Here is a 25,646-nt window from a genome sequence, read left to right as displayed (position 1 = left end):
GCATGCAGTCGTGGGAGTTTCCACCGGTGCCGGTGTTGCCGGGACGTGGCCCGGAACTCCGGCTGTTCGACACGTCCGACCGCCAGGTGCGGCCGGTGGCGCCCGGATCGACAGCGACGATGTACGTCTGCGGCATCACCCCGTATGACTCGACGCATCTGGGCCACGCGGCCACCTACCTGACCTTCGACCTGGTCTACCGGCAGTGGCTGGACCTGGGCCATGCGGTGCACTACGTGCAGAACGTCACCGATGTCGACGATCCGCTGTTCGAACGCGCGCAGCGCGACGGTGTGGACTGGCGCGAGCTCGGCGATCGTGAGGTCGCGCGCTTCCGCGAGGACATGGCGGCACTGCGGGTGCTGCCGCCGCGCGATTACGTCGCCGCCACCCAGGCGATCCCCGAGGTGGTCGAGCTCGTCGAGAAGATGCTGGCGTCGGGCGCGGCGTACGTCGTCGACGGCGACTACCCGGACGTGTACTACCGCGCGGACGCCACGCCGCAGTTCGGCTACGAGTCGGGCTACGACCGCGAAACCATGCTCCGGCTGTTTGGGGAGCGCGGCGGCGACCCGGACCGGCCCGGCAAGACCGACGAGCTGGACGCGCTGCTCTGGCGGGCGGCCCGCCCGGGGGAGCCGAGTTGGCCGTCGCCGTTCGGGGCCGGGCGGCCCGGCTGGCATGTCGAGTGCGCGGCGATCGCGCTCAGCCGCATCGGCAGCGGCCTGGACATCCAGGGCGGCGGCAGCGACCTGATCTTCCCGCATCACGAATTCACCGCCGCCCACGCCGAATGTGTAAGGGGTGAACGGCGATTCGCGCGCCACTACGTGCACGCGGGCATGATCGGCTGGGACGGGCACAAGATGTCCAAGAGCCGGGGCAACCTGGTGCTGGTGTCGGCCTTGCGCGCGCAGGGCATCGAGCCGGCGGCCATCCGGCTGGGCCTGCTGTCTGGGCACTACCGTGCCGACCGGTTCTGGAGCCGGCAGGTGCTCGACGAGGCCACCGCCCGCCTGGGGCGCTGGCGCACCGCCACCGGGCTGCCCGCCGGCCCCGACGCCGCCGACGTGATCGCGCGGGTGCGCCAATACCTGGCCGACGACCTGAACACACCCAAAGCGCTTGCCGCGCTTGACGGTTGGACAACCGACGCGCTCGAGTACGGCGGTCACGACACCGAGGCGCCGAGGTTGGTGGCAACCGCAATCGACGCGCTGCTCGGCGTCGAGTTGTGAACGCGGTACGTTGTCGGCCATGACGTCGCTGCAGGACAAGGTTGTTTTCATCACCGGTGGGGCCCGGGGAATCGGGGCCGAGGTCGCCCGTCGGCTGGGCAACAGGGGCGCCAAGCTCGTGCTCACCGACCTCAACGACGCCGAGCTGACCGCGCTGGCCGCCGAGATCGGCGACGACCGCGTGCTGACCGCCGTCGCCGACGTGCGCGACCTGCCCGCCATGCAGGCCGTCGCCGCCCGGGCCGTCGAGCGCTTCGGCGGCATCGACGTCGTGGTCGCCAACGCCGGCATCGCCAGTTATGGGTCGGTGCAGCAGGTCGATCCCGAGGCGTTCAAGCGGGTGATGGACATCAACGTGCTGGGCGTGTTCAACACCGTGCGCGCGGCGCTGCCCTCGGTGATCGAGCGCCGCGGCTACGTGCTCATCGTTTCGTCGCTGGCCGCCTACGCCGCGTGTCCGGGCCTGGCCCCCTACAACGCGTCTAAGGCCGCCGTCGAAATCTTCGCCAACGCGCTGCGGCTGGAGGTCGCCCACCGCGGCGTCAGCGTCGGTTCGTCGCACATGTCGTGGATCGACACCGCCCTGGTCCGCGACACCGAGGCCGACCTGCCGGCCTTCGGCAAGCTGCTCAGCAGCTTCCCATGGCCGCTGAACAAGACCACCACCGTCGACAAGTGCGCGGACGCGTTCGTCAAGGGCATCGAGGCCCGTCGGACCCGGATCTACTGCCCGCGCTGGGTGGCCCTCTTCCGGTGGATCAAGCCCGTGCTGTCCACCCCGGCCGGGGAGCTGCCCCTGCACAAGCCCACCGCGGAGCTGTTGCCCCAACTGGACGCCCAGGTCGTCGCGCTCGGGCGCTCCACCAGCGCCTACAACCAGGGCCTGGGCAAGAAGGCCTAGGTTCGATGGCGGCGACCCGGCGCCCGGCTACGCCGCGCTTGCGATCGCCGCTAGGTTCGATGGCGGCGACCCGCCGCGCCCGGCTACGCCGCGCTTGCGATCGCCGCTAGCAGGGCTAGCGCCCGAAGCCGGGCCGCCGTCGGCGCAGGTAGCGCTCGAACTCCGCGGCCAGCGCGTCGCCGTCGATCTTGCCCAGGGCCTCGTTCATGTCGACCTCGGCGTCGCCACGCTGTTCCAGCGACTGCACGTACTCGGCCAGGTCCTCGTCCTCTGCGGCCATCTCGGTGATGGCCTGCTCCCACTCCTCGGCGTCGGTCGGCAGGTCGGCCAGCGGCACCTCGATGTCGAGCACGTCCTCGACGCGGCGCAGCAGCGCCACCGTCGCCTTCGGGTTGGGTGGCTGCGACACGTAGTGCGGTACCGCCGCCCAAAAAGTCACGGCGGGGATCCCGGCGGCGACGCAGGCGTCCTGGAAAACCCCGGCGATGCCGGTGGGCCCCTCGTAGCGGCTCTCCTCGAGCCCGAATCGTTTCGCCGATTCGGGGGAGTAGGCGGCGCCCGAGACCGGGACCGGCCGGGTGTGCGGCGTGTCGGCCAGCAGGGCACCGAGGATGACCACGGTGTCCACGTTGAGCTTGTCGGCGATGGCGACCAATTCGGCGCAGAAGGTGCGCCAGCGCATGTTGGGTTCCACGCCGTGCATCAACACGACGTCGCGGTCGCTGCCCGGCGGCCGGCAGTGCGAGATCCGCATGGCCGGCCACACCAGCTCCCGGGTGACCCCGTCGACCTGCCGAATGACGGGCCGATTCACCTGGTAGTCGTAGTACGCCTCGTCGTCGATCTCCAGGATCGGGTCGGCTTCCCAGATGGCCTCGAGGTGCTCGAGGGCATCACTGGCCGCGTCGCCGGCGTCGTTCCAGCCCTCGAACGCCGCCACGACGATGGTGTCGTGCAGTTCGGGCAGTGCGGCTTTCCCAAACGGTGGGCCATCGGATGGGGTCACAGAATCAGCGTACGGCCTTTGCGGCCGATGTTCGGCGTTGTGGGCAGGGTCCCATCAACCGTTCAAGGGCATTCCATAGGACGACTATCCTTGTGGGGTGCGTGCCGTTCTGACCCTCGACGACATCAGCAACCGGCGCCGACGCGATCAGGGCGAAATACGTTCGGCTTCACACTGGTTAACCTTGGTAACTACCACGTCGCAGGCAGGATCCGCAGGCTGCCGATCGCGGCGATGAGTTGGGCGTCCAAACGTCGATCGGGGGACGACGTAGACTTTTTTGGGTCGAGAGGCGTTGCAACGGATCCGGCTCCCACCGGTGTCCGCCACGCTCGGCAGAGTCAAGGACGCCTTCCGCTACGGAAGGAATGCACGTGACCGTCCCTGTAAAGGCGCCAGAGCCAGAGAGCTTCGTGCCCAACATCCGTCCCGACTGCACCGACGAACTGTCGGCCGCTCTCCGTGAGCGGATCGTGGTGATCGACGGCGCGATGGGGACGGCGATCCAGCGCGACCGGCCGGACGAGGCCGGCTATCGCGGCGACCGGTTCACCGAGTGGCCGACCGCCCTGCAGGGCAACAACGACCTGCTCAACCTGACCCAGCCGCAGATCATCGAGGGCATCCACCGCGAGTACCTCGAGGCCGGCGCCGACATCCTGGAAACCAACACGTTCAACGCGAACGCGATCTCCCTGTCCGATTACGGCATGCAGGACCTGGCCTACGAGCTGAACTACGCCGGTGCCGCCCTGGCCCGGGCGGCCGCCGACGAGTTCAGCACCCCGGAGAAGCCCCGCTACGTCGCCGGCGCCATCGGCCCGACCACGCGCACCGCGTCGATCTCGCCGGACGTCAACGACCCCGGCGCCCGCAACGTCTCCTACGACCAACTGGTCGCCGCCTACCTGGAGGCCGCCAACGGCCTGGTCGACGGTGGTGCCGACCTGCTCATCATCGAGACGATCTTCGACTCACTGAACGCGAAGGCGGCGGTGTTCGCCGTCGAGACGCTGTTCGAGGATCGTGGACGCCGCTGGCCGGTGATCATCTCGGGCACCATCACCGACGCGTCCGGGCGGACACTGTCCGGTCAGGTCACGGAGGCTTTCTGGAACTCGATCCGGCACGCCAAGCCGCTAGCGGTCGGCCTCAACTGCGCCCTTGGCGCGCCGGAGATGAGGCCTTACATCGCCGAGATGGCGCGGATCGCGGACACCTTCGTCTCCTGTTATCCAAATGCGGGATTGCCCAATGCATTCGGGGAGTACGACGAGACACCGGAGCGTCAGGCCGGCTACATCGCCGACTTCGCCGAGGCCGGCTTGGTCAACCTGGTCGGTGGCTGCTGCGGGACGGCGCCGCCGCACATCGCCGAGATCGCCAAGGTCGTCGAGGGTAAGGCGCCGCGCGAGGTGCCGCAAATCGAAACGGCCACCCGGCTCGCCGGCCTGGAGCCGCTCAACATCACCGAGGACTCCCTGTTCGTCAACATCGGTGAGCGCACCAACATCACCGGCTCGGCCCGGTTCCGCAACCTGATCAAGGCCGAGGACTACGACACCGCGCTGTCGGTCGCGCTGCAGCAAGTCGAGGTCGGCGCGCAGGTCATCGACATCAACATGGACGAGGGCATGATCGACGGCGTCGCCGCGATGGACCGGTTCACCAAGCTGATCGCGGCCGAGCCGGACATCAGCCGCGTGCCGGTGATGATCGACTCCTCCAAGTGGGAGGTCATCGAGGCGGGCCTGAAGAACGTGCAGGGCAAGCCGATCGTCAACTCGATCTCCATGAAGGAGGGCGAGGAGAAGTTCATCCGCGAGGCGCGGCTGTGCCGCAAATACGGCGCCGCCGTCGTCGTGATGGCCTTCGATGAACAGGGTCAGGCCGACAACCTGGAGCGGCGCAAGGAGATCTGCGGGCGCGCCTACCGGATCCTGACCGAACAGGTCGGCTTCCCGCCCGAGGACATCATCTTCGACCCGAACTGCTTCGCGCTGGCCACCGGCATCGAGGAGCACGCGACCTACGGCATCGACTTCATCGAGGCCTGCGCCTGGATCAAGGAAAACCTTCCGGGAGTGCACATCTCCGGCGGCATCTCCAACGTGTCGTTCTCGTTCCGGGGCAACAACCCGGTCCGCGAGGCGATCCACGCGGTGTTTCTGTACCACGCCATCAAGGCCGGCCTGGACATGGGCATCGTCAACGCCGGCGCGCTGGTGCCCTACGACTCGATCGACCCCGAGCTGCGCGACCGCATCGAGGACGTCGTGCTGAACCGCCGTGAGGACGCGGCCGAACGGCTGTTGGAGATCGCCGAGCGGTTCAACAAATCGGAGCAAAGCGAGGGCCCGGCGACCGCCGAATGGCGCAATCTCCCAGTGCGCGAGCGGATCACGCACGCCCTGGTCAAGGGCATCGACGCCCACGTCGATGAGGACACCGAGGAACTGCGGGCCGAGATCGCCGCCGCGGGCGGCCGCCCGATCGAGGTGATCGAGGGCCCGCTGATGGACGGGATGAACGTCGTCGGCGACCTGTTCGGCTCGGGCAAGATGTTTTTGCCCCAGGTGGTGAAGTCGGCCCGGGTGATGAAGAAGGCCGTCGCGTACCTGCTGCCGTTCATCGAACAAGAGAAAGAGCAGAACGGCACGGCTGCTGCCAAGGACACCAACGGCACCATCGTGATGGCGACCGTGAAAGGTGACGTCCACGACATCGGCAAGAACATCGTCGGGGTCGTCCTGCAGTGCAACAACTTTGAGGTGATCGACCTCGGTGTGATGGTGCCCGCCGACAGGATCCTCGCCGCGGCCAAGGAGCACGACGCCGACATCATCGGGCTGTCCGGGCTGATCACCCCGTCGCTGGACGAGATGACCAACTTCGCCGTCGAGATGGAGCGGCAGGGGCTGGAGATTCCGCTGCTGATCGGTGGCGCGACCACCTCGCGCGCCCACACCGCCGTGAAGATATCGCCGCGTCGCAGCGGTCCGGTGGTCTGGGTCAAGGACGCGTCCCGCTCGGTGCCCGTCGCGGCCGCGCTGCTCGACGACAAGCAGCGTGGTCCCCTGCTGGAGGCCACCGAGAAGGACTACGCGTCGCTGCGCGAACGGCATTCGCAGAAGAACGAGCGGCCGATGCTCACGCTGGAAAAGGCCCGCGCGAACCGCACGCCGATCGAATGGAACGGCTACACGCCGCCGGTTCCGGCCCAAGGCCTTGGCGTGCGCGAGTTCCACGATTACGACCTCGCCGAGCTGCGGGAGTACATCGACTGGCAGCCCTTCTTCAACGCCTGGGAGATGAAGGGCCGCTTCCCCGACATCCTCAACAACCCGGCGTCCGGCGAGGCCGCCCGCAAGCTGTACGACGACGCCCAGCAGATGCTCGACACCCTGATCAAGGAGAAGTGGCTGACCGCCAACGGCGTGATCGGCTTCTTCCCCGCTAACGCCGTCGGGGACGACATCGAGGTCTACACCGACGACACCCGCACCGAGGTGCTGACCACCCTGCACAACCTGCGCCAGCAGGGCGAGCACCGCGACGGCATCCCCAACCGGTCGCTGGGCGACTTCATCGCGCCCAAGGACACCGGGCAGGCCGACTACATCGGCGCCTTCGCCGTCACCGCGGGGCTCGGCAGCCAGGAGAAGATCGCCGAATTCAAGGCGGCCCTCGACGACTACAGCGCGATCCTGCTGGAGTCGGTCGCCGACCGGCTGGCCGAGGCGTTCGCCGAACGGATGCACCAGCGGGTCCGCAAGGAGTTCTGGGGATTTCAGCCCGACGAGCAGCTGGACAACGAGGCGCTCATCGACGAGAAGTACCGGGGAATCCGGCCCGCGCCCGGCTACCCAGCCTGCCCGGAGCACACCGAGAAGGTGACGCTCTGGAAGTTGATGGACGTCAAGGAGCGAACCGGCATCGAGCTGACCGAGTCGATGGCGATGTGGCCCGGCGCGGCAGTCAGCGGCTGGTATTTCTCGCACCCGCAGTCGCAGTACTTCGTGGTCGGCCGGCTGGGCCAGGACCAGGTCGCCGATTACGCGAAGCGCAAGGGCTGGACGCTGCAGGAAGCGGAGCGCTGGCTCGCCCCCAATCTCGGCTACAACCCGGAGGACTGAGCCTAAACTCAGGGGAAGATTCAGGGGGAGAGACGTTCATGCTGGAGCGAGAGTTGAACCGCATTGCCGACATCGCCGTGGAGACCGTCAATGTCACGGTCCTGCACGTCCGGCGCATCGTCGGAGCGCTGTGTACCGCGCTCGGCCGCGCGAAACGCGAAGTCGGCGATTTGGCCTGGGACTACAGCGATCTGGCGACAAGCGTCCGATTCTCGGCCCGCAGCAGCCGCGCGGCCACAGGGGACGACGGTCAGGTAATCCGCAGCGAACATGCGGCCGACGTGATATCGATCGACCTGCACCGTCGAAAGGCCAACTGAGACAACCCCGGAGCCGCGGAGCTAGACGCGCAGCACCGGCGCCAGGGCCGACAGCGGAATGTGCGCCTGCACGGTGCCCCCATCCATGAACCACTGCATGAGGCCGGGGGTGAAGTTGAGCGGCTCGTCGTGTCCTACCGGGTAGTCGGGCATGTAGAGGATCAGCTCGTCGGGCGTCAACGCCCACGCCTTGTAGGCCCCGGAGTAGACCTTGTCCGGCGTCCAGCGGTCGACCACGAACGGGTAGGTGCCTGGATCATGGGGCGGGGGCGCCCGATTGAGCGCCGTTTCGATAAACGGTTGGGCCAGTGGGGGAATTGCGGTCAGCGGGTTCGACGTCGTCAGGTCCGCCAGCTGCATCCGCCGGCCGCTGGCCATGTCGAACGTGAAGGTGCGGTAGGCGTTGTTAGGCTTCGGGCCGTCGGCGTGGTAGTCCTCGTGGAATACGGCGCTGAGCAGGTTCCCGTGCCGGAAAACTTCGAAGTTCTCCTCGCCGTAGCTGTCGGCCGCCATGTGGGCGTTGGCGGTCTTCCAATTGTTGACCAGGGTGTGCAGGTAGTCGCGGATCACCGGGCCGGTGGTCGGGTTGTCGACCAGGTCGTCGGGCACGGCGACCTTGATGTCCCGCACGGCGTTGCGTTCCGATGTCACCGAGGTGTGGCAGTACTGGCCGTCCCAGTCACCGCCCAGTTCACCGCAGAACGACGGGGCGGATGCGTGCGCGGTGGGCGCGGTGGGAACCGTTGTCGCCGCGACCAATACGAACGCCGCCGACAGTCTCTTCAGCATCAGGTGCCTCCGCCCGGCTCAGAGGAGTTGGACTTTGCTTGCCCGCCAGCGACCATCGACCTTCTCCATGGTCATCTTGATCCGGCTGCGGTCGATGCGCGGGTCGGGTGCCGCGGTGTTGGTGACGGTTTGGTCGATGAAGACGAGCACGACGACCTTGCTGGTGGATTCGGACTGGATCGCCGAGTCGACCACCACACCGTGCGCCGTCGCCTTATTGTCGATCAGGAGCTGCCGCAGTTTGACGCTGGATTGGGTGTACATGTCCTTGAACTCGCCCGTCGCGCCGTCGAGGACCTGCCTGAAGTTGTCGTCGACCTTGTTCGAGTCAATGCTCGTCAGCACCTGCGCGTAGGCGATGGCGGCCTGCTGGGCCTGCTCGCCGGCGAGTTTGACTTGATGTTCCTGCCATTGCCGCCAGCCGAGGAATCCCGAGACGGCAAGCGAGGCAACGAGTAGCGCCGGCAGCACGCCGCGGCGCAGGTAGCGCTTCCAGCGGCGCCCGTGCTCGGTCTGGCGAGGCTTGCCTTTGAGCAGCACCCCGTCTTCTTCGTCGGGTTGCTCGTCGACGCCCACCTCCTCGGTGTCTTCGGTTGCGGCCAAACGGCTTTCGTCATCCGGATCCACGTCGACGCGCGCCTCGGCCTTCGGGTTCTTCTTGGTGGTCACGATCACGATGAGCTCCTCGAGATGGGGGTTGACGGCTTAGTGCGGCGGTTCGATCGGCAGGGGCGGACCGCCGTAGGGGGTGGGAATCGTGTAGCGACCACGCGGGGTCGGATCGGTGAGACGGCCCAGGTCCGCACCAGGCGGGGGTCCGGCGGTGTCGTCGCCGCCCGGCCGCGGCGCGTTCTTGGCTCCCCGGATCGAGACCGCGGGGTCGTCGTCGCGGCAGTAGGTGTACATGAACGGCTCGTAGTAGTCGGCGGCGGAGGAGGCGTGCGACGGCGTCCCGTAGTCGCAGACGTAGCGCGGGTACAAGTCGGCCGTGGCCCAGACCCCGTGATCGTGAAATGCGCTTGTCACCGCGTCCAACACGGACCCACGGTAATCGGGGAACAGTGCGTTGAGCGCCGGAACGCGTAGATAGAGCAGCTGCGACATGGTCGCCATGCTGCCCAGCAGCTGCACCATGGTGTCGGAGTTGTCGGTGAACAGGTTGTCGACCGCGGAAAGCGTGCGCGGGGTTTGCCCGGTCAAGCGGCGATAGCCGGCCTGCATCCTGGCCACGCCGGTCAGCGTTCGGTCGAGTTCCGTTGCGGCAGCGCCCAGCCCGGCGTTCTTGTCGCTCGCCAGCGTGAGCACGACCCGGCTCGTCTTGATGATGCTGGTGGTTTGAGGCAGCACCGAATCGAGCGTGGAAAGCAGGAACGTGCCGCCGTCGACGATCGCAGTCAGCTTCGCCGGGCCGTCCTTGCTCAGGCTCAGTTCCTTCTTGATCAGCTCGACCTTGTGCGGGTCGACCTGGGCCAGCAGCCCGTCGGCGTCACCGAGCAATTGCGCGAGGCTGACCGGAACCGTGGCGCGGTCGGAGGTGATGAGGCTGCCGTCGTGTAGATACGGCCCGGCGTCCGATGCGGCCTCGAAGTTGATGTATTGCTCGCCGGCCGGCGACAGCGCCGAGACGTGCACCACGCTGTTGGCCGGTATCCGCACGTTCGACGTGATGCTGGCGATGGCGTTGACGCCGTTGTCGGTGATCCTCAGCGACTCGACCCGGCCGACGCGCACTCCCCGTAGCGCGACGTCCTGGTTAGGCAGCAAGCCGCCGGATTCCGGCAGCTGCACGGTGACGCGGTACGCCGTGGCGAAGGGCTTCACCCGCAGCGCGCCGATGAGCAGGTACGCGGTGGCGACGACCAGTATGAGCGCCAAGCCGGCCACCGACAGCCAGACCTGCTGCCGGTGGCCGGTGCGCACCGCCCGGACGATGACGTTGGCGACGTTGTCGATCATGGGTGCGGTCCCTGCGGCGGTCCGGGGGCAACGTCGATTTGGCCGGGGATATTCGGGTCCGGAATGACCGGAACCTGAGGCGAATTCGGCCCGCGGCCGACCACGCGTTCCTGCAGCCGCCACAGGGTGTACTTGAGGGTGCCGACGAGCAGGTTCACGTTGTAGTGGTGCGGGCCGTGCAGTCCGATGTCGCCGGGGAATCCGATATCGGGAAGCGATCCCAGCATGATCTTGTCCACACCCACGTTCACCGAAATCGAGTTGCCGGCGGTCGATTTGACCAATGGCGGGATCAGCCGGTTCAGCGCCAGCCAGCTGGTGTCGGGGCTCACCGCAACGTCATTGGCGGCCCCGGCGACCGTGTTCAGGTCGCGGATGATGCTGCGGCCGCTGGTGTCGGTCCCGCCGATCGACGGGAACCGGGCCAGCAGCCGGGAGGTGTCGCCCACCTGCACGGCCAGGTCGGAGAGCTGGGCGGTGTTGTCGGCCAGGGCCGAAGTGGCGGGACGGGCGGCCGCCATCAGCTCGCTGATGGTTTGGTCCTTGGCGTCGAGTTCATCGGCCAGGCGCGACAATTGGGTCAACGCGGTCGAGATCTGATCGGACCGCGAGTCCAGCGTTCCGAGCAGCTCGTTGGACTTGCGGATCATGTCGCCGAACGCCTGGCCCTGGTCGCCGGTCGCCTTGCCGAAACCGTTGATGATGTTGGTGAAATTGCGTACCGCCCCGCCGTTCACCAGAATCGCCGCCGAGCTCAACACCGACTCGACGGTCGCGGCGGCCGCCGTCGAGTCCAGGCCGATAGTGTCGCCGTCCTTCAACAGTGGTGCGTCCGGCTCGCCGGCGGCCGGCGGCTTCAGGGCGACGAACACGTCGCCCAGCGGTGTCGCGGTCCGCAATTCGGCGGTGCTCTCCCGGGGCAGTTGCACGCCGTCCCTGATGCGGAGCCGGGTGACCGCGGTGTAGTTGCGCGCGACCATCGACTCGAGCTGCCCCACGTCGGCGCCGGCGAGTTTCACCTTGGCGTTCATCGGCAGGTTGAGTGCGTTGGAGAACACGGCGTTCAGCGAGTAGCCTCCCGAACCCAGGCCGGGGGCCGGAAGGGGCAGGCTGGCAAGGCCGTTCGTGGCGCATCCGGCGGTCACCATCGCCGCGGCCACCGCCGCCAGCAGGCCCCGCGGGCCCACGGTGATCATTTCTGCCCCATCGCGGCCATGCCGTCCAGCACGTAGGTCAAACCGAAATCTGGGCCGAAGTCCTGGATCGTCCCGGTGCTGCAGCCCAGCTGCCGAAGGCCCATCAGGTTGCAGATCTCTTTCGTGTACTGGCTATCGAAGAGCAACCGATCCGTCAGGAAGCGTGCGCGGACGCTGCCGTTGGACCGGTCGATCATGTTGTAGGCGTTGTCGGCCACCAGCGGAGCCAGGTCCAGGAGCTCGGCCAGGTCGCGCCGCTGGTCGGTCACCATCTGCAGCGTGGCGTTGCCGTTCAGCGCGGTCTGCTTGATGTTGTCGCGGTTGGCGTCGAGCAGGTCGCCGGCCCGCTGGATCAGTGCGTCGAGTTTCCGTCCCGTGCTGCCGCTGCCGAGGTCCTCGTCGGCCATGACCTGGCTGACTTGGTGGATGGTGGAGGCGAATTCGCGCAGCTTGGTGTCGTTGGCGGCCACGGCGTCGAACAGGGAGCTGATGTTCCTGACGATCGTGGTGATCTGCTCGCGGGTCGCCGCACCGCCGTCGCTGGACAGGCGCAGCGCCTTGGACAGCTCGCCGAGCGCGGACTTGATTCTTTCCCCGTTGCCGTCGACGACCTGGGTGCCGCCGTTCAGCACGTCGGCGATCGGCCCGCCGCCGCGGCCGTCGCCCTCGAGCGACTTGGTCACCTTGTCCAAAACGTTGAGGACGCTGCTGAATTCGACGGGCGTCTTGGTCCGGGGCAATCCGATGGTGTCGTGGTTTTGCAGGGTCGGTCCGCCGTGATACGGCGGTGTGAGTTCGATCTGCCGGTCGGTGAGGATGGAGGTTGACACGGTGACGGCCTGCGCGGTGGCCGGAACTTGGACGTGGCGGTCGACGGTGAAATCGACTTCGACGTAGCCGCCCTTGGCGGTGATCTTGGTGATCTTGCCGACCGGCATGCCGAGGACCGCCACCTCGTTGCCCTCGTAGAGGCCTGCGGCGCTGTCGAACTGGGCGGTCACGGTGATCGTGTCCTCGTCGGAACCGAAGCACCACCAGCCGATGCCGGCGACTGCGGCGATCGCCGCCAGGGCCGCGATGATGGCCACCGATTTCGACGCGAGCCCCTTCACTTGCAGTCCTTGAAATATTGGATCATGCCGAACTGCTTGGCGCGGCCGCTGATTGCGCACATCCACGAGTCGATCGCCGGGACGTTGGGCGCGTTGAAGTTGATCGCGTTCCCGTCACCCGTTAGGTTGGCGGCCTCCCGGAAGAAGATCGGGCTGGTTTGCAGCATGCTGTGCAGCAGGTCGTCGTGCGCGGACATCAGGTTGGTGAAGTCACGCATGTCCTTGATCAGCGCGTCCAGAGCCGGCCGGTCGCTGATTACGACCTGGCTCATGGTGTCGACCAGGCTCGACAGGGATTGCATCATCGCGTGGAAAACCGCTCGCCGCGCGACGAATTGGCCCAGCAGGTCTTGGCCCTGGTTGACCAGGGTGCCGATGTCGGCCTGTTGGCGCCGCAACGTGTTGGTCACCTGCTCGGTGCTGCGCAGGAGCTGGCCCAACTGGTCGCGGCGCACCGCGATGATCGACGACAGCGTGTGGATGTTCGAAATCGCCTGCGGCACAACCGCCGGCAGTCCTTCGAGCTGCTTGCCGAGCACCGCCAGCGATTGCGCGAACCGGTCGGAGTCGACCTGCTCGAACGTGGTGGTGGCGTCCTGCAGCGCGGCTTGCAGGTCATAGGGCACCTCGGTGTGCCGCAGGTCGAAGGTGTTGTTGGGCAGGTGCGCCGGACCGCTGGGTTCCAGCGCGAGGTACCGCGAACCCAAGATGGTGGTCACCTTGATCTGCGCGCGGGAATCCTTCCCGAGCGCGATGTTGTCCCGGATCTTCAGCCCCGCCTCGACGTGGTCGCCGACGAGTTTCATGCTGGTGACGTTGCCCACCGGGATGCCGGCGACCACGATCGGGTTGCCGGCCCGCAGCGAGGCGGCTTGCAGGAACTCGGCGGTGTAGTGCCGGTATCCGGCGCCGAGCGCGTGGACGAGCAGCATGACCGCGATGACCACCGCGACCACCGCGACGGCGATGAACCCCAGCCAGGTCTTGTTGTAGCTTTCCAGCGGACGGTTCTTCATCCGCTGCCATACGGACGCGTCAGCCATCGGCCGTGCTCCTGCATCTCGGGCTGTGCCACGCTTTGTTGCCCGGCGTGGCGGCATTGACGATGATCGGCACCACATCGTTGAGGCCGGGGAAGAACCCCATGAAGTTCACGTCGCACACGTAGGCATTGCCATAGGCGCCCTGGTTGCCGACCCGGGCCAGCCCCTTCAGCAGCAGCGGGATGTTGTCGCCGAAGAACGCCACCTGCGGTTCGACCTCCATGATGTGTTTGGTGGCACCGGGCTGGCGGTCGATGAATTCGCGCAGGGCCGGATACACGTCCGTCGCCGAGGCCGACAGCCGGCCGGTCACCCGGGCCAGCGAACCCACCGAGTCGACCAGGGCCTGCCGCCGGACGTCGAGCTCGCCGACGACACTGCGGGTTTGGGTAATGACCCCGTCGAGGTTGTCGTTCTGCTGGGCGAGGTTGGCCATCACCTTGTTCAGATTGGTGATCACGCTGCCGAGGGCCTGGTCCCGGCCCGCGAATGTCTCGGTGAGCGTGGAGGTCTGGCCGACCAGCGTGGTCAGCGATGACGTGTCGCCTTGCAGCGAGGCGATGATGCCCTTGGTGAGGTTGTCGGCGTCGTGGGGGTTCAGCAGGCTGAACAACGGTTCGTAGCCGTTCAGCAGCGTGGTGACGTCGAAGGAGGGTTCGGTGCGTTCCAGCGGAATCGTGCTGCCCGGCGGGAGCAGCTGCGGGCTGCCTTCCTTGCCCAACGACAGTCCGAGGTAACGCTGGCCGACGATGTTCTGGTAGGTGACCGACGCGAGGGTGTTTCCGAACAGCCGTTGCTCCTGCTGCACCACGAACGAGACCTTCGCGAGATTACCGTCGAGCTCGATCTTTTCGACCCGGCCGACGCGCACCCCGGCCATCCGGACGTCGTCGCCTTCGCGCAGCCCGTACACGTCGCTGAACACCGCCGAATACCTGGCGGTGTCGCCGGCCACGTCACGCCGCAGGCTCACGTACACCAGCCACGTCAGCGTAAACGAGACCACCATGAACAGGGTCAACGCGATGAGCGGGCCTCGAAACTTCATGAGCACCTCATTTGGCGTCCCCGGCTGGATGGGCCGGCGCATGGGTGATGGACACCGTGGTGCCACGTGCGACCGGTCCCAACAGCAGCTCGGTGGCCGCGGTCGCCGGCGAACCGGTGATCACGCCCAACATGTTCCGTTCGTATTGGCTCCCAACGGGTCCCACGTTCCCGCCGAATGAGGCCTGCGGGATCCACGGCGCCTTGGGCGCCACCGGGGCTACCCACGGTTCGTGCGGCTGCGGCGTGGCGGGCGCCCCCGGCGACGGGTTGTCGGGGTTCGCGCTTCCGGGCACGGGCGGAGACGGCGTGATCCCCGCGGGCAGCGGGGGATTGGGATCGGCCAGGTTGGGATTCGGGTTGATCAGCGGCGGACCAACGGCGACGAGATTTCCGTCCGGGCCGATGACGGTGCCCGGGGGCGGGGCCAGGTCCTTGGGCGGCTGATAATTCTGCGGCAGCAGGACATCGGGCAGATCGGGCCGCACCGGGATCAGCGGCGCGGTGAAACAGCTGGGCCCCTTCAGGTCGCCGTAATGAGGGCAGTCGGCGCGGGTGTAGGTGGAACTGGGCGTGAACGTCAGCATCGCGCGCATGTTGCCGAGGTTGGTCTCCGGGTTCCAGACCTGCTCCATGAACTGGTTGGCCAGGTTGTCCAGCTTGGCGACGGCGGGCACGAAGTTGTTGGACTTCTGCGCCAGCACGCCGAGCACGGGCGTGAAATCGGTTGTGATGCCGATGAGTTGATCGATGTGGTTGCCCAACGATTGGCGCGTGGTGCCGACCGTGTTGTCGGCGCCGGACAGCAGCGCGGCGAGTTGCCCGCGCGTCTCGGCGAAGGTCCGCATCGGTTCGACGGCCTGGTGCAGTGCGTCGAGAAGATCGGGGGCGGTCTGCGCCAGCCCGCGAGTCGCATCCAGCAGGGCGGACACCGTCGAGGGGCCGGTGTCGGTGCCGACGATCGAATTGAGCTGGTCGAGAAGGCGATTCAATTGCGCGCCGGCGTGCAGGAGGCTGACGCGCCGGTGGTCGGTGGCGGCGCCCAGTGCGGCCAGGATTCCCACCGACCGGTCGTCCCGGTCGCGGCCCGCCGCCGCGAGCAGGTCGCGCAGCTTGGTCACGGTCGTTTGGAACAACACGGTCGGAAGCCGCCTGTCCTCCGGAATGTGCGTGCCGTCGCGAATGGTCGCGCCGGGGCCGTTGCCCACCAACTGAACCGACGACACGGCGAACACATTGCTGGGCACCACGCGCGCGGTCACGTTGGCCGGTATCGATCCGGCGAATTCCTCCTTGAGGTCGATGTGGACATAGTTGGGGTTGCCGTGCGCCGCGGGCACGACGCCGTTGACCATGCCGACCAGCACGCCGTGGTATTTGACGTCCGACTTCTGCGGCAGGCCGTCGCCCACGTTCACCAGGTCGGCGACCACGCGCACGTATTCGTTCAGTCTGCCAGTGGATTTGACCAACATCGCGGTGGTCAGCAGGGCGGCGACCACCACCACCGCAATGCCGATGCCGAACAGCTGCCGGTCGGACGGGCCGCGCCCGTCCAGCTCAAAGGAATTCGGCATGTTCCGCCGGCCTACCCGCCGAACCGTGCGCCGGAGTCGACGCCCCAGAGCGCCATGGTGAGCAGCATGTTCACGATGATCACGACGGTGATGCTGGCCCGCATGCCGTGACCCGCGGCGACCCCGACGCCCTCCGGTCCGCCGCCCGCGTAATACCCGTAGTAACACTGGATCGTGGAGGCGATCCAGACGAAGATGACGGCCTTGATCAACGAATAGACGATGTCCTGCCCGGCCAGCATCAGCGTGAAGTAGTGCAGGTAGGAACCGGTCGACCCGCCGCTGCCCAATCCCACCACCACTTGTGTGCTCAGGTATCCGATCGCCAGGCACGCCGCGTACAGCGGGACGATCGCGACCACCGAGGCGATCAGTCGGGTGGTTACCAGGTACGGGATCGGCCGGATCGCAATCGATTCCATCGCATCGATCTCTTCGGCGATGCGCATGGACCCGAGCTGGGCGGTGAAGCGGCAGCCACCCTGCATCGCGAAGGCCAGCGATGCCATCAAGGGGGCCAGCTCCCGGGTGTTGACCAACGACGAGACGAAGCCGGTGGCGGGCCCCAGGCCGAGCAGATCCAGGAAGTTGTAGCCCTCGATTCCGACGAGCGCCCCGACCGTCATGCCGAGCACGACGGCCACGCCGGCGGTGCCGCCGCCCACCACGATCGAGCCGTTTCCCCAAGTGATGTTCGACAGCAGCCGCAGGAACTCGCCCCGGTACTGGCGCAGGGCGAGCGGGACCGCGACGAGCGCCCGGACGAAGAAGACCAGCAAGTGCCCGAGCCGGATGATGGGTATCTTGCCCCGGCGGTAGAGCCGGACGAGCGGGACCGAAATCGGTGCGAACGGTTGATAGGCGGACGCCGTCATGTCACAGCCCCGTCCTGGGCGACAACATGATGTAGAGCTGGCTGATCGCGACGTTGACGATCATCAGCAGCAGGATGGCCTCGACGACCGCCGCGTTCACCGAGTTCGCGACGCCGGTCGGTCCGCCCTTGGTGGACAAGCCTTTCTGGCTCGACACGATGGCCACGATGGCGCCGAACACGACCGCCTTGACCAGCGCCAGAATCATGTCGTCGGTCGTCGCGAACGAGGCGAACGTCGATACGAAGCTGCCCGGCGCCCCGTTCTGGAAGTACACGTTGAACATGTAGCTCGCGAAGAAGCCGGCGAAGCACACCACGCCGGTGAGGGCCACGCCGATCATCACCGCGGCGGCGAAGCGGGGGACCACCAGACGGCGAATCACCGAGACGCCCATCACCTCCATCGCGTCGGTTTCTTCGCGCATGGTTCGCGAGCCCAGGTCGGCGGTGATGGCCGAACCGACGGCCGATGCCATCAGCACGGCCGCCACCAGCGACGCGCCCTGCCGGATGACCGCGAGGCCGCTGGCGGCGCCGGCCAGCGACGTGGCTCCGACCTGGCCGGCCAGCAGGGCGAACTGGATGGACAGGGTGACGCTGATCGGCAGCGACACCAGGATCGTCGGCAACACGGCGGTGCCGGCCATGAACGCGCCCTGGCGGACGAACTCCTGCCATTGGAATCGCCCCGTCATCAGGTCGAAGAAGAAATATTGCGCGGTGCGCACGCCCAACACGAACTGTTCGCCGACGGTGGTCAGTGACGCGACGGGGTGACGTTTGACGTACCCGATCGACCATTCCTGGATGGCGGTGACGCCGTCGTGTCCAGTCGTCATCGCGTGGCTATTAGTCGTATGTCTAGCAAACTCACGGCACCCGTCATTGCGAACCAATACGTCCTGACCGCCGAGCAGAGGGGATCGGAGCCCGTGGAGCCTAACTTCACTAAAATAGCCTTATCAGGTTACGTAACTTCGCAGCTCATAGGCGTGTGCTGAGTCACACTAGCCTACTTGATAGGACCTTTCAATAGTGTAGAGTCACTCATCTGGATCGCCGTTGAGCGCCATCATCGGCTGAAATGGCGGATTGACGAAGGTGAAAGCATGCCCTCAGCAAACACCGGCTCGTTGCGAGACCGTCGGCGTGCTGAGCTAGTTTCGCAGATCCAGCAGACTGCCCAGCGGCTTTTCGCCGAACGCGGCTTCGACGCGGTGACGACCGAGGACATCGCCGCGGCGGCCGGCGTATCGATCAGCACCTATTTCCGGTACGCACCCACCAAGGAGAGCCTGCTGGTCGGTCCCGTCCGGGAGGCCAGCGCCGAGATCGTCGAGTCCTACAGCGCGAGACCACCGGACGAGTCACCGGTCGAGGCGTTGATCCGGTTGTTTGTCGCGCGCGCCAAAGAGGTCATCGAAGTCCAGACGCTGGATACCTGGCGCCAGGCCGTCGCCACCGCCCCGCGGTTGTTGAGCCAATCGGTGCTGGTCACCGAGACCGAACATCGCGAATTCGTCGAGCAAGTGGCGTCCCGCATGGGCGTCGACGCTGCGGCAGACATCCGCCCCGCGCTGTTGGTGCACACCAGCTTGGCCACAGCCAAATTCGTCATCGATCGCTGGCTCACCCAGCCCCCCGACGGGCCGGAGTTTCACGTTCAGCTCGAAGAGGCGCTGCGCATGACGCTCGCCGGGTTCGACTGACCGGCGGCTCAAAACGTCACCGGCGGAAACCGCCGTGACTTTGCTCGCCGCCGCGTGAAACAATCGCTGGCCGTGAAGACGTTTGAGGATCTGTTCGCCGAATTGGGCGAGCGCGCCCGTACCCGGCCGGCCGGCAGCGCGACGGTTGCCGCGCTGGACGGCGGCGTCCACGGGTTGGGCAAGAAGATCCTCGAGGAGGCCGGCGAGGTGTGGCTGGCGGCCGAACACGAACCCGACGAGGCGCTGGCCGAGGAAATCAGCCAGTTGCTGTACTGGACGCAGGTCCTGATGATCGCGCGTGGCTTGTCGCTCGACGACGTCTACCGGAAGCTGTGACGATGTTGCGGGTCGCGGTTCCCAACAAAGGCACGCTGAGCGAGCCGGCCAGCGAGATCCTCGCGGAGGCGGGCTACCGCCGTCGCACCGATTCCAAGGACCTCACCGTCATCGACCCGGTCAACCAGGTCGAGTTCTTCTTCCTGCGGCCCAAAGACATTGCGATCTATGTGGGTTCGGGGCAGCTGGATTTCGGCATCACCGGACGCGATCTGGTCCGCGATTCGGACGCGCCGGTGCGCGAGAGGCTGGCGCTGGGTTTCGGGTCGTCAAGCTTTCGCTACGCCGGCCCGGCCGGACGTGAATGGACGACGGCGGATCTGGCCGGCAAGCGGATCGCGACGGCCTACCCCAACCTGGTCCGAAAAGATTTGGCGGAACGCGGTATTGAAGCGACCGTCATTCGACTCGACGGGGCGGTGGAGATTTCTGTGCAACTCGGCGTGGCCGACGCCATCGCCGACGTGGTCGGCTCCGGGCGCACCCTGAGCCTGCACGACCTGGTGGCCTTCGGGGATCCGCTGTGCGACTCCGAGGCGGTGCTGATCGAGCGCGCCGGCCCGGACGGCCCGAACGGGACGCAGGCGGCGCGCGATCAACTGGTGGCGCGGATCCAGGGGGTGGTCTTCGGGCAGCAATATCTGATGCTCGACTATGACTGCCCGCGTTCCGTCTTGGACAAGGCCACGGCGATCACGCCGGGTTTGGAGTCACCGACCATCGCGCCGCTCGCCGATCCGGGCTGGGTCGCGATCCGCGCGATGGTGCCCCGTCGTGGCGTCAACGAGATCATGGACGAGTTGGCCGCCATCGGCGCCAAAGCCATTCTGGCTTCCGACATCAGGTTCTGCCGGTTCTGATCGAACGGGTGCCGCGGTCGCGGCTGTGTTAGCGTCCGCCTAGGGCTGTTCGCCCGTGTTACCCCCATGGGCCCTCATCCTCACCATTGCCGGGCTGTTCGATTCCCAGGAGGGTCCTCGTGACACACGCGCTTATTCTGCTGCTGGCCCTATTGATTGGCGTCATCGCCGGGTTGCGGTCGTTGACGGCCCCCGCCGTCGTCGCCTGGGCCGCCTACCTCGGTTGGATCGACCTGCACGGCACGTGGGCGGCGTGGCTGGCCAACATCATCGCGGTCATCGTCTTCACGCTTCTCGCGGTCGGAGAACTGGTCAACGACAAGCTGCCCAAGACGCCCGCCCGCACGGCGGCGCCGATCTTCGCCGCCCGGATCCTCACGGGTGGACTGGCGGGCGCGGCGCTGGGCGCGTGGCCGCACTGGACGTTCACCGCGCTCGGAGCCGGCGTCATCGGCGCGGTGCTGGGCACCCTGGGCGGGTATCAGGCGCGCAAGCGGCTGGCCGCGGTGGCCGGCAAGGACCTGCCGATCGCGCTGCTCGAGGACGCCGTCGCGATCGCGGGCGGGTTCGCCATCGCCGCGGTCACGGGTCATGTGCTGACGGAGTACCTGCTGACGGCGGTTAAGTGACAGAGCATTTCGACGCGATCATCGTCGGCGCCGGGCAGGCCGGCCCACCGCTGGCGGGGCGGCTGACGGCTGCCGGGCAGCGCGTCGCGCTGGTGGAGCGCAAACTCATCGGCGGCACTTGCGTGAACACCGGATGCATCCCGACGAAGACCCTGGTGGCCAGCGCGTACGCCGCCCACCTCGCGCGCCGCGGCGCCGATTACGGTGTGGCGACCGGACCCGTCAGCGTGGACATGGCGAAAGTCAAGGCGCGCAAAGACGAAATCATGTTGGGCGACCGGAAGGGCGTCGAGGACTGGCTTGCGGGGATGGACGGTTGCACCGTCTTTCGCGGGCACGCCCGCTTCGAAGACCCGCACACGTTGCGTGTCGACTCCGAAGGTGGGAACGAGGTTCTGCACGCCGACCGGATCTTCCTCAATGTGGGTGGTCGTGCGGTGGTGCCGGAAATCCCGGGGCTTTCCGACGTCGAGTTCCTCACTAACGTCTCGATCCTCGAACTCGACACGCTGCCAAGCCATCTCGTTATCCTCGGCGGCAGTTACATCGCCTTGGAGTTCGCCCAGATGTACCGGCGTTTCGGCGCCCGGGTGACGGTCGTCGAGCGCGGCTCGCGGCTGGCCTCCCGCGAGGACGAAGACGTGTCGGCCACCGTCCGTGACATCCTGGAGAACGAGGGCGTCGACGTCATCGTCGGTGCCGACGACGTGCGAATCACCAAGATCGACAACGGGTTTGAATTGACTCCGAGCGCTGGCGCCGCCCCGATCGCCGGGAGCCACCTGTTGCTGGCCGTGGGCCGGCGGCCCAACACCGACGACCTGGGACTCGAGGCCGCTGGTGTGCAGACCGACGCCCGCGGCTACATCGTCGTCGATGACCAGCTGAAGACCAACGTCGAACACATCTGGGCGATGGGGGACTGCAACGGCAAAGGCGCCTTCACCCATACCTCCTACAACGATTTCGAAATCGTCGCCGCCAACCTGCTCGACGACGACCCGCGCCGGGTGAGCGACCGCATCACCACCTACGCGCTCTACATCGACCCCCCGTTGGGGCGGGCCGGGATGACCGTCGACCAGGTCCGTGCGTCGGGGCGCAACGCGTTGGTCGGCAAGCGCCCGATGACGCGGGTCGGCCGGGCGGTGGAAAAGGGTGAGACGCAAGGCTTTATGAAGGTGGTGGTGGACGCCGACACCCGGGAGATCCTGGGAGCGGCCATCTTCGGCGTCGGCGGCGACGAGGCCGTTCACGAGATCCTGGACGTCATGTCGGCCAAAGCGCCCTACACGACACTGGCCCGCACCATGCACATCCATCCCACCGTCAGCGAGCTCATCCCCACGATGCTGCAGGAGATGACACCGCTGCAGTAGTGGCGATCGCAAGCGCGGCGTGAGCCGGGCGCGGCGGGTCGCCACCATCGAGCATCGGTTACCGAGGCGCCGTCGCGGGGCGACGCGAACCGCGCCTCCTGTTGCGCGCGGCGCTCGGCCGGGGCGGACGAGCCGCCACCGGCGCCGGCGCGATGACCTCGCGTGGAGCGGGCTGGCCGGCCAGGGCGTGGATGACGGGGGAGGCCGCGGTGACCTGCTGGGGAACGGCGCGGATGGCCGCCTTGCGCATCATCGATTCGGCGTCCCTGCGTTGGTCGGGCAGCACGATGGTGACCACGTCGCCGGAGGCACCCGCCCGGGCCGTGCGGCCGGACCGATGCAGATAGGCCTTGTGCTCCGGCGGCGGGTCGACATGGACCACCAGCTCGATGTTGTCGACGTGCACGCCGCGCGCGGCGATGTCCGTCGCGACAAGCACTCTCGCGTGACCGGCCGCGAACGCCGCCAGGTTTCGGTCGCGCACGTTCTGGGAGAGGTTGCCGTGCAACTCCACCGACGGGATGCCCGACTGCGTGAGCTGGCGGGCCAGCTTGCGGGCCTGATGCTTGGTTCGCATGAACAGGATTCGCCGGGATTGTCCCGCGGCCAGCCGGTGCACCAGCTCCTTTTTGGCCTGGGGCCCGTCGACGCAGAAGAGGTGGTGTGTCATCGCGGGAGTCACCGACGCCGGTTCGGCGACCGATCGCGTCACCGGGTTGGAGAGGAATCGCTTCACCAGGGTGTCGACGGCGGCATCGAGAGTCGCCGAGAACAGCATCCGCTGGCCGGCCGCCGGCGTGGCCGCCAGGATCCGGGTGACGGTGGGCAGGAAGCCCAGATCGGCGAGGTGGTCGGCCTCGTCGATGACGGTGACCTCAACCGCGCTGAGCTTGACGATGCCCTGCTTCATCAGGTCGTCCAGCCGGCCCGGGCAGGCGACGACGATGTCGACGCCGGATCTGAGCGCCGCGGCCTGCCTGTTCTGCGGCACCCCGCCGAAGACGGTGGTCACGCGCAGGCCCCGAACCGTGGCGAGCGGCGCGATGGTCGCGGCGATCTGTGTCGCGAGTTCGCGGGTGGGCGCCAACACCAGCCCGGTCGGCTTGCCCGGCTGGCGATGACCGGCGTCGAGCCGGCTCACCAGCGGGATCGAGAAGGCGAGCGTCTTGCCGCTGCCGGTTTTGCCGCGGCCCAACACATCACGTCCGGCGAGCGTGTCGGGCAAGGTCTCGATCTGGATCGGGAATGGCCGGTGGACGCCGCCCTTGGCGAGCGTGTCGACCAGCGATGGGCTCACCCCGAGGTGAGCAAATGTGGTGTCTTCAAGCATGTTTCACTGTCCCTTAAGCGTCGGTGGTAGCGAGATTGCCCGTCGGGCAACATCGATCGCCGCGACTCGAGGCTGTGCGGAGCGCACCTAGTCATCTCGGACTCGGCGCCCCGCGGGGATCTGAGAAGAAATAACGAATCGATCACGACGTGCTGGCAGGCCATTCGGCGCCAACGTTGACAACAGCCTACCGCACCCGCCGGTGAACTTCTCCGTTCGGGCGGCCTATGCGGCAATGACCCTTGTCACACCGGCGGGCCGCCCTGCGCTCAGGCCGCCGGTTCGGTAGGCTGCGAAATGCCTTGCGGCAGAATGTGATCCGGCCATCCCGGATAGGTTGGCGGGGTACCGCCGAACAGTGGGCAGTGCTGCTGGTGGGGACACCAGTCACACAACCGCGACTGGCTGGGGCGGAAATCGCCCGTTTGGCCGGCGGTTTGGATCGCGCGCCAGATCGCCATCAGGGTTTTCTCGAAGCGCAGCAACTCATCATGCTCGGGCGAATAGTCCAACACCTGCCCATCGGCGAGGTAGATGAGCCGCAGCCGGGTGGGTGCGACACCGCGGGTGCGCAGCAGGGCCACCGCGTAGAACTTCATCTGGAACATCGCCTTGAACTCGGCCAGGGCCCGCGCCGCCGGCGGGGCCTTGCCCGTCTTGTAATCGACCACCCGCATCTCCCCGGTGGCGGCGAGGTCGATCCGGTCGATGAATCCGCGCAGCAGGGTGCCGTCGGCGAGCTCGACCTCCACGCGCTCCTCGCAGCACTGCGGATCGAAGCGCGTCGGGTCCTCGAGGCGGTAGTAGCCCGAGAGCAGTGCCCGAGCCTCGGCGATCAGCTGGCTGCGCTGCTCGGGATCAAAGCCGCCGGCAAGGTCGGGCGCCGCGGCGATCACCTGGTCCCAGGCCGGCTCGACCAGTGACAGCGCGGTCTGCGGGCCGCGCTGCGCGGCGGGCAGCTCATAGAGCTGTTGCAGGGTGGCGTGCACCACGGAGCCGCGGAGCTGTGCGGCCGACGGCGCCTCGGGCAACCGGTCGATCGCCCGGAACCGGTACAGCAGCGGGCACTGCTTGAAGTCAGCCGCCCGTGACGGGGACAGTGCCGGTTTCGAAGCCGGTCTTGCAGCCGGCCGCGCGAGGGTCTGCGGCTGGTCGGTCATGTCCGCAGCGTAGAACCGGGTGCCGACAACCCCGAGCACCGCCCGCGGCGAGTCGGCTGGCACGCTAGACGGCGTGTCCGCAACCGGCCCGTTCACCGTCGGGGAACGCGTCCAACTCACCGACGCCAAAGGCCGGCATTACACGATGGCACTCACGCCCGGCGCGGAGTTCCACACCCATCGCGGCTCGATCGCCCATGACGCGCTGATCGGGCTGGAACAGGGCACTGTGGTCAAGTCCAGCAACGGCGCGCCCTTCTTGGTGCTGCGGCCGCTGCTCGTCGACTACATCATGTCGATGCCCCGCGGGCCGCAGGTCATCTATCCCAAGGACGCCGCGCAGATCGTGCACGAGGGCGACATCTTCCCGGGCGCGCGGGTGCTGGAGGCCGGGGCCGGGTCGGGGGCGCTGACCTGCTCGCTGCTGCGCGCGGTCGGACCCGACGGGCGGGTGGTCTCTTATGAGCAGCGCGCCGATCACGCCGAGCACGCCCGCCGCAATGTCTCGGTGTTCTATGGGCAGCTGCCGGACAACTGGGAGCTGATCGTCAGCGATGTCGCCGACTCCGATTGGACCGACGCCTCGTTCGACCGGGCCGTGCTCGACATGCTCGCGCCGTGGGAGGTGCTCGATGCGGTTGCCCGACTGCTGATCCCCGGCGGCGTTCTGATGGTCTACGTCGCCACCGTGACCCAGCTGTCGCGGGTCGTTGAGGCCCTGCGGGCTCAGCAGTGCTGGACGGAGCCGCGGTCGTGGGAGACGCTGCAACGCGGCTGGAACGTTGTCGGCCTGGCCGTTCGGCCGCAGCACTCGATGCGCGGGCACACCGCTTTCCTGGTTTTCACGCGACGGCTCGCGCCCGGCGTCGTCGCGCCGGCGCCGCTGGGGCGCAAACGCGAGGGCCGCGACGGCTAGTGGTGATCGCGAGCGCGGCGTAGCCGGGCGCGGCGGGTCGCCACCATCGGCACTAGTGGTGATCGCGAGCGCGGCGTAGCCGGGCGCGGCGGGTCGCCACCATCGGCACTAGTGGTGATCGCGAGCGCG

The 25,646-nt window shown here is 67.3% G+C and carries 23 protein-coding genes; 10 read left to right on the top strand and 13 right to left on the bottom strand.

Annotated elements, in window-relative coordinates:
* The first annotated feature begins 2 nt into the window (after window positions 1-2).
* Complete coding sequence (gene mshC, locus A5681_RS12235) at window positions 3-1,238, top strand: cysteine--1-D-myo-inosityl 2-amino-2-deoxy-alpha-D-glucopyranoside ligase (RefSeq protein ID WP_067274403.1); 1,236 nt, start codon at window positions 3-5, stop codon at window positions 1,236-1,238.
* 19 nt (window positions 1,239-1,257) lie between these two features.
* Window positions 1,258-2,139: an SDR family oxidoreductase gene (locus A5681_RS12230; protein ID WP_067274593.1), complete on the top strand. Its 882-nt coding sequence runs from the start codon at window positions 1,258-1,260 to the stop codon at window positions 2,137-2,139.
* A 115-nt stretch (window positions 2,140-2,254) separates the two neighbouring features.
* On the opposite strand, the gene A5681_RS12225 is transcribed toward A5681_RS12230, so the two are convergent.
* Window positions 2,255-3,145, bottom strand: a complete 891-nt coding sequence (locus A5681_RS12225; protein ID WP_067274400.1) for a PAC2 family protein — start codon at window positions 3,143-3,145, stop codon at window positions 2,255-2,257.
* A 368-nt stretch (window positions 3,146-3,513) separates the two neighbouring features.
* Here A5681_RS12225 and metH point away from each other — a divergent pair, with 368 nt between their 5' ends.
* Both metH and A5681_RS12215 read left to right on the top strand, forming a co-directional pair.
* The gene (metH, locus tag A5681_RS12220; RefSeq protein ID WP_067274398.1) at window positions 3,514-7,281 is read left to right on the top strand and encodes a methionine synthase; all 3,768 of its coding nucleotides are present in this window, start codon (window positions 3,514-3,516) and stop codon (window positions 7,279-7,281) included.
* Between the two features lie 38 nt (window positions 7,282-7,319).
* Window positions 7,320-7,601 carry a hypothetical protein gene (locus A5681_RS12215; protein WP_067274395.1) on the top strand — a complete coding sequence of 94 codons (282 nt, stop codon included), beginning with the start codon at window positions 7,320-7,322 and terminating at the stop codon, window positions 7,599-7,601.
* Between the two features lie 21 nt (window positions 7,602-7,622).
* On the opposite strand, the gene A5681_RS12210 is transcribed toward A5681_RS12215, so the two are convergent.
* The 10 genes from A5681_RS12210 to A5681_RS12165 are packed head-to-tail and all read right to left on the bottom strand — an operon-like array spanning window position 7,623 to window position 18,037.
* The gene (locus A5681_RS12210) at window positions 7,623-8,390 is read right to left on the bottom strand and encodes a mannan-binding family protein (RefSeq protein WP_067274393.1); all 768 of its coding nucleotides are present in this window, start codon (window positions 8,388-8,390) and stop codon (window positions 7,623-7,625) included.
* A gap of 18 nt (window positions 8,391-8,408) precedes the next feature.
* On the bottom strand, window positions 8,409-9,065 hold the full coding sequence (locus tag A5681_RS12205; protein ID WP_067274391.1) for a tetratricopeptide repeat protein: 657 nt from the start codon (window positions 9,063-9,065) through the stop codon (window positions 8,409-8,411).
* Window positions 9,066-9,095: 30 nt separating this feature from the next.
* On the bottom strand, window positions 9,096-10,346 hold the full coding sequence (locus A5681_RS12200; protein ID WP_067274390.1) for an MlaD family protein: 1,251 nt from the start codon (window positions 10,344-10,346) through the stop codon (window positions 9,096-9,098).
* Window positions 10,343-11,542: an MlaD family protein gene (locus A5681_RS12195; RefSeq protein WP_067274387.1), complete on the bottom strand. Its 1,200-nt coding sequence runs from the start codon at window positions 11,540-11,542 to the stop codon at window positions 10,343-10,345. The genes A5681_RS12200 and A5681_RS12195 overlap by 4 nt, the downstream gene beginning before the upstream one ends.
* Window positions 11,539-12,660: an MCE family protein gene (locus tag A5681_RS12190; RefSeq protein ID WP_419866317.1), complete on the bottom strand. Its 1,122-nt coding sequence runs from the start codon at window positions 12,658-12,660 to the stop codon at window positions 11,539-11,541. Before A5681_RS12190 ends, A5681_RS12195 begins: the two co-directional genes overlap by 4 nt.
* Window positions 12,651-13,697 carry an MCE family protein gene (locus A5681_RS12185; RefSeq protein WP_067274381.1) on the bottom strand — a complete coding sequence of 349 codons (1,047 nt, stop codon included), beginning with the start codon at window positions 13,695-13,697 and terminating at the stop codon, window positions 12,651-12,653. The genes A5681_RS12190 and A5681_RS12185 overlap by 10 nt, the downstream gene beginning before the upstream one ends.
* Window positions 13,690-14,745, bottom strand: a complete 1,056-nt coding sequence (locus A5681_RS12180; protein ID WP_067274589.1) for an MlaD family protein — start codon at window positions 14,743-14,745, stop codon at window positions 13,690-13,692. Before A5681_RS12180 ends, A5681_RS12185 begins: the two co-directional genes overlap by 8 nt.
* Window positions 14,746-14,752: 7 nt before the next feature.
* Window positions 14,753-16,321 (bottom strand): MlaD family protein, encoded by a 1,569-nt coding sequence (locus A5681_RS12175; protein ID WP_067274379.1) that lies wholly within the window; start codon window positions 16,319-16,321, stop codon window positions 14,753-14,755.
* An 11-nt stretch (window positions 16,322-16,332) separates the two neighbouring features.
* Window positions 16,333-17,196, bottom strand: coding sequence for an ABC transporter permease (locus A5681_RS12170; RefSeq protein ID WP_067274377.1), 864 nt, complete (start codon window positions 17,194-17,196; stop codon window positions 16,333-16,335).
* 1 nt (window position 17,197) lies between these two features.
* Complete coding sequence (locus A5681_RS12165; protein ID WP_067274374.1) at window positions 17,198-18,037, bottom strand: MlaE family ABC transporter permease; 840 nt, start codon at window positions 18,035-18,037, stop codon at window positions 17,198-17,200.
* Between the two features lie 270 nt (window positions 18,038-18,307).
* Here A5681_RS12165 and A5681_RS12160 point away from each other — a divergent pair, with 270 nt between their 5' ends.
* From A5681_RS12160 to A5681_RS12140, 5 genes are all read left to right on the top strand, one after another.
* Complete coding sequence (locus A5681_RS12160; RefSeq protein ID WP_067274371.1) at window positions 18,308-18,907, top strand: TetR family transcriptional regulator; 600 nt, start codon at window positions 18,308-18,310, stop codon at window positions 18,905-18,907.
* Window positions 18,908-18,961: 54 nt separating this feature from the next.
* A complete protein-coding gene (locus A5681_RS12155) occupies window positions 18,962-19,243 on the top strand; it encodes a phosphoribosyl-ATP diphosphatase (RefSeq protein ID WP_046183102.1) in 282 nt (93 codons plus the stop codon).
* A gap of 2 nt (window positions 19,244-19,245) precedes the next feature.
* A complete protein-coding gene (hisG, locus tag A5681_RS12150) occupies window positions 19,246-20,103 on the top strand; it encodes an ATP phosphoribosyltransferase (RefSeq protein WP_067274367.1) in 858 nt (285 codons plus the stop codon).
* Between the two features lie 119 nt (window positions 20,104-20,222).
* Window positions 20,223-20,732: a DUF4126 domain-containing protein gene (locus A5681_RS12145; protein ID WP_067274364.1), complete on the top strand. Its 510-nt coding sequence runs from the start codon at window positions 20,223-20,225 to the stop codon at window positions 20,730-20,732.
* Window positions 20,729-22,111, top strand: a complete 1,383-nt coding sequence (locus A5681_RS12140) for an FAD-containing oxidoreductase (RefSeq protein WP_067274361.1) — start codon at window positions 20,729-20,731, stop codon at window positions 22,109-22,111. Before A5681_RS12145 ends, A5681_RS12140 begins: the two co-directional genes overlap by 4 nt.
* A 58-nt stretch (window positions 22,112-22,169) precedes the next feature.
* Here the strand turns inward: A5681_RS12140 and A5681_RS12135 are convergent, their stop codons facing one another.
* Window positions 22,170-23,441: a DEAD/DEAH box helicase gene (locus A5681_RS12135; RefSeq protein ID WP_067274357.1), complete on the bottom strand. Its 1,272-nt coding sequence runs from the start codon at window positions 23,439-23,441 to the stop codon at window positions 22,170-22,172.
* 269 nt (window positions 23,442-23,710) lie between these two features.
* On the bottom strand, window positions 23,711-24,601 hold the full coding sequence (locus A5681_RS12130; protein ID WP_067274586.1) for a RecB family exonuclease: 891 nt from the start codon (window positions 24,599-24,601) through the stop codon (window positions 23,711-23,713).
* 73 nt (window positions 24,602-24,674) lie between these two features.
* Between A5681_RS12130 and trmI the strand changes: the two genes are divergently transcribed.
* Complete coding sequence (trmI, locus tag A5681_RS12125) at window positions 24,675-25,517, top strand: tRNA (adenine(58)-N(1))-methyltransferase TrmI (protein WP_067274350.1); 843 nt, start codon at window positions 24,675-24,677, stop codon at window positions 25,515-25,517.
* Window positions 25,518-25,646 lie beyond the last annotated feature (129 nt).

This window comes from Mycobacterium scrofulaceum (assembly GCF_001667885.1).
GTDB classification, from domain to species: domain Bacteria; phylum Actinomycetota; class Actinomycetes; order Mycobacteriales; family Mycobacteriaceae; genus Mycobacterium; species Mycobacterium scrofulaceum_C.
This window is presented reverse-complemented; position numbering and strand designations above follow the sequence as displayed.